The 851-nt window shown below is 61.1% G+C and carries 1 protein-coding gene; it reads right to left on the bottom strand.

Annotated elements, in window-relative coordinates:
- Window positions 1-404: tyrosine-type recombinase/integrase (locus ACZXDY_RS46145; protein WP_464350046.1), on the bottom strand; the 404-nt coding region annotated here is incomplete at its 3' end.
- Between the last annotated feature and the right edge of the window lie 447 nt (window positions 405-851).

Here is an 851-nt window from a genome sequence, read left to right as displayed (position 1 = left end):
CCGGCGCCATAGGCCACGCTCAGCGCCGCCTTGTACTTCAGCCCCGGCGCGGCAGCGAGCAGCCGCGCCACCTCCTCGACGCTGAGCACCACCGGCAGCCTGCGCGGCTCGTGGATGACATGGGTGTGCTCGACAATCTCGTGGCGCTTCAGCGTGACCTTGAAAAAGAACCGCAGGGTCGAGACGGTCTGATTGATGGTCGGCACGCCAACGCCGCTCGCCGCCAGATGCAGCTGGTAGCGCCGCACGTCCTCGAAGCTCGCCGTATCGGGCGAGCGCCCGAGAAACGCCGCGAAGTTCTTGACCCTTTGCACGTAGTCATGTTGGGTCTTCGGCGCGAACTTGCGGATCGTCATGTCTTCGATCATGCGCCGGCGCAACGGGCTCATTGCCTCGTCGATCATGGGGATGCTCCTGCCTTGAGTGAGGTTGTCGAAACCCCTCAATCTCAAGGCAGGACGCCCTGTTACGCTATCGTCTGGGCTCCGCTGCCAGCCGTCGTTCCCTACCGCGCGAGCGGTTTAGTCCTGTGGCCCTATGCAGCGGTTGGAGGATGTCTGCTATCCCGCCGCTGTCAGGGGAAAAGCAGACATTCGGCGAATAGGCCAAAATGACGCGAGTGACCGAAGTGCGACATCGACCGCCGTGGTCCTTCGCATCCGGCGTATGATGGTCATTTCGATTTAGCACCTCCCCCGTCCCCGCCGGATTAGGCTGCGTTATCTCGTCGAGGTCGGCATAAGCATTTCGGTGGCAGGGCCTGGCGCGGCGAAGGCTAGAGCATTTTCGGTTCTGATTGAATCAGAACCGAAGCTCTAGATTCTTGTTTTGACGCGTTTTCTTCACGCGAA

The sequence above is a fragment of the Bradyrhizobium sp. LeoB3 genome (genome assembly GCF_055456055.1).
The sequence above is the reverse complement of the archived record's forward strand: the minus strand, read 5'-3'. Positions and strand labels throughout refer to the sequence as shown.